This is a genomic window from Edaphobacter sp., assembly GCF_035532915.1.
Classification (GTDB): Bacteria; Acidobacteriota; Terriglobia; order Terriglobales; family Acidobacteriaceae; genus Edaphobacter.
Window position 1 is genome coordinate 1 of sequence record NZ_DATKQC010000412.1, and the last position, 3,422, is coordinate 3,422.

General features: G+C 56.3%; 4 protein-coding genes. 2 read left to right on the top strand and 2 right to left on the bottom strand.

Annotated features, from left to right (window positions below):
- The coding region (locus tag VMU57_RS19200; protein WP_325386369.1) for a DUF488 domain-containing protein at window positions 1–204 on the top strand (204 nt) is incomplete at its 5' end.
- Between the two features lie 180 nt (window positions 205–384).
- Window positions 385–765, top strand: a complete 381-nt coding sequence (locus VMU57_RS19205) for a hypothetical protein (RefSeq protein ID WP_325386370.1) — start codon at window positions 385–387, stop codon at window positions 763–765.
- Window positions 766–842: 77 nt separating this feature from the next.
- On the opposite strand, the gene sdhB is transcribed toward VMU57_RS19205, so the two are convergent.
- Both sdhB and sucB read right to left on the bottom strand, forming a co-directional pair.
- Window positions 843–1,631 (bottom strand): succinate dehydrogenase iron-sulfur subunit, encoded by a 789-nt coding sequence (gene sdhB, locus VMU57_RS19210; RefSeq protein WP_325386371.1) that lies wholly within the window; start codon window positions 1,629–1,631, stop codon window positions 843–845.
- Between the two features lie 83 nt (window positions 1,632–1,714).
- Complete coding sequence (gene sucB, locus VMU57_RS19215; protein ID WP_325386372.1) at window positions 1,715–3,094, bottom strand: 2-oxoglutarate dehydrogenase, E2 component, dihydrolipoamide succinyltransferase; 1,380 nt, start codon at window positions 3,092–3,094, stop codon at window positions 1,715–1,717.
- Window positions 3,095–3,422: the final 328 nt, after the last annotated feature.

A 3,422-nucleotide genomic window follows, 5' to 3' on the forward strand; every position in this document is an offset into this window, starting at 1 on the left:
AATGAATTCCGCAGGCGTTACTTCGCGGAGTTGAAGCACCACAAAGATGTCTTGTCTCCGATCCTTGAGGCCGCGCACAAGGGCACGGTCACGCTGCTGTACAGCTCCCATGACAAAGAGCAAAACAACGCGGTGGCGCTAAGAGAGTTTCTTGAGCGCTCACTCAATCCAAAGGAGCCGGCATCGTGTCTCTGCTTGCAGTAGTGCGGCTTGCCGCGATACCGGCCAACTACTGGTACAAGCGTCGCTGTACGGATGACATCCGGACTATTTCCCGCTTCCGGCGAGTGGCATAGGCTTTAAAATGGTCATTGCGCACGGCAGCGTAATGACGAATGGGCTGAAACAAAAGGAGTGCATGGTATGAGGAGCAACCAGGCAAGCATGACCCGCCTTCCGGAACTCGCGGATCAAGTGATCCGGCGTAACGTCAGCGATGAGCTTGAAAAACTGAAGAAAGCCCCGTCCTGGCAGCGCGAATCCGGCCGAAGCTCCGAAACGCTGGTCAAATATGAGGCGTTCCGCATTGTTCTCGTCCGGATGAAGCCGGGAAGCTACATGAGCCACCATCGGGCGGAAGGACCGATCTCGATCCAGTTGCTGCAGGGCAAGGTCCGGGTGCACCTTCCCGAGGACCGAATGGAGGATCTCAAGCAAGGAGATCTTCTGACGCTGGAGCGGTGCCTCGAGCACGACGTGGAAGCACTTGAAGAAAGTGCATTTTTACTTACGATTGCCTGGCCGGAGACCACAACCGCAAGCTGAGCCAAACCAGGGTACAGCATGCACAGGCCGTTGAAGCCGTGTGTGTATCCGATCTCCAAAGGGAAGCTGACCGGCTCTCAGCGATGTCCCGGCTTCTTGTTCGCACTCGTGAGTTCAGGCTTCTGCAACAGATCGCCGATTGCCTGCCTTATTACCTGACCGTTGACGATCGAGATCGATGTTGTCAACGGGATGTTTTTGGGGCAAATCTGGACGCAGTTTCCTGCGTAGCTGCACTCATGAATTCCGCCCTCGCCCATCATTGCCTCGAGCCGCTGATGCCGCAGATGAGCTCCCGTAGGGTGCATATTGAAGAGTCGCACCTGGTTGATGATTGCGGCACCAACGAAGTCAGTTGACTCGTTAAATTGCGGGCATACTTCCATGCACAGACTACAAGACATACAGCGGGAGAGGGGGTATGCCACCTCCTGTATGGCTGGATCGATGCGGGGTCCGGCTCCAAGTGGGTAGGTCCCGTCAATCGGAACCCATCCGTAGACACGCTTAAGGTTTTCGAACAAGATGTTGCGGTCGACGGACAGGTCTCGCACAACAGGGAATCTTGAGAGCGGCTCAAGTCGAACCGGCTGATCTAATTTGTCAATGAGCGACGAGCATGCCATCGCCGCTTGACCGTTGATGAGCATCGCGCAGGAGCCACAAGCTTCTTCCAAACAATTCGAATCGTAGACAATTGGAGCGATTTGTTTGCCCTGGAGATTGACTGGATTGCAGGCGATGTCCATAAGAGCGATGATGACATTCATACCTGCTCGCCACTGCAGCTCAAACTCTTCCCAGTAGGGCTGCGACTCAGGACTGTTCTGACGCTTGATATTCAACCGAACCGATTTGTCCGCCATAAATGTTCAATTCCCCGCGTTTCTGGAGTCGTCTGGCACGATCTCAAAAATTCCAGTTCGTCGCCACGCGCCCGAGACCGCAATCAATCGATCTCCTGATTCCAGTTCTCCAGCGTCTTCTTGAACTCGTTCATGAACCTGCCCGCATCGGCACCGTCGATAATGCGATGGTCGAAGCCAAGGCAGAAGTGCTGAATCGAGCGAATGGCAATCGAGTCGTTGCCGTGCTCGTCGGTGAGGACAACCGGATCCTTCCTGAGCCCGCCAATCGCCAGAATGGCCGAATCGGGCTGGTTAATGATCGGAGTCCCAAACTCTTCGCCGAAAATGCCGGAATTAGTGAGTGTGAAGGTGGATCCCGAAATTTCATCGGGCTTGAGCCGCTTTCCGCGAGCCCGTTCGGCCAGGTCGACGATAGACCGGGCAATGCCCAGAAAATTGCGTTCTTCGGCTTGTTTGATCACGGGCACGATCAATCCCCACTCGAGTGCCACTGCGATACCGAGATTGATGTTCTGGTGATACCGAATAGAATCTCCCTCGAGCGATGCGTTGACGATGGGGAACTTCCGCAATGTCAGCGCCGCAGCGACTGCAACGAACGGCATGTAAGTGAGCTTGACGCCGTTGCGCTGCTCGAACTTTGCCTTCTCGTGTTCACGCAACTGGACGATGCGGGTCATGTCTACCCTGAAGACGGTGTGCACATGCGGAGCAGTCTGCGCGCTAGCGGCCATGCGCTGAGCAATGATCGCGCGCATTTTTGTGAGCGGCACCACCTCGCCGGAGAGAGGTGCGGGAGGAGGAGCGCTCGCTGCCGGCGGAGCGGCGGCGACAGTGGCTGCTTTCGCAGCCGGAGCTCTGGGTTCAGGGGCAGGAGTTGGCGTTTCCTGAACCGCCGAAACAGTTGGCTGAGCGCTTGCGGCCTCCCGCTGTTCGAGATAGCGAAGAACGTCCTCTTTAGTCACGCGTCCTTCAGGCCCAGTCCCGCCGAGCTGATCCAGATCGATATTGTTATCTTTGGCCATCCGCCGGACTAAAGGTGAATAGCGCGCATGCCTCGCGCCCCCTTCTTCGGCTGGAGCTGGAGCATCCTTCGTTTGGGTAGGAGCTTCTTCGCCCACCGGTGCGCGAGCCGCGCTTTCGGCGCCGGGTTGAAGCTCGGCTGCTGGCTGAGGCTCGGCTGCTGGAGGAGCGGCGGCCGGTGGAGCGCCAGCGGCTTCCGTTGCATCTGCGATCACTGCGACCACAGTATTCACCTGGATAGTGGCGCCTTCAGGAAACCGAGTCTCGCGAACGATACCGGAGACAGGGGACGGGATCTCAGCATCCACTTTGTCTGTGGAGATTTCAAAAAGCGGCTCGTCCTTTTCAATCGCGTCTCCAGGTTTTTTGAGCCAGCGCGTGATCGTACCTTCAAAAATCGACTCGCCCATCTGGGGCATCGTAACTTCAATCAGCATAGGAGATCCTCATAGCAAAGTGGGAAGTCGGGAACTTTGGGATCGATCGGTTTCGGGGAAGTGCGCTTTCGAACAGCGACGGAGACTTCATTCTACTGCGCACAACAAAGCCCTATCGAATCGCAACAGTCTGCATTTGCCGTTCTTTGCAGCACACGAATATTGTGATGCATCAGTCGCTTCCGGTGGATGGTACTTCTGTCGTGGTGCGGAGTACGCACGGCTCATTGTGTGCCGTCACGCGCGGAGTAAACATGAAAGCGTGAGGGGTATCTAACGCCGAAAGGCTGGATGTAGCCCTTGGAGCAGAAAATGGCGACCGCCACTC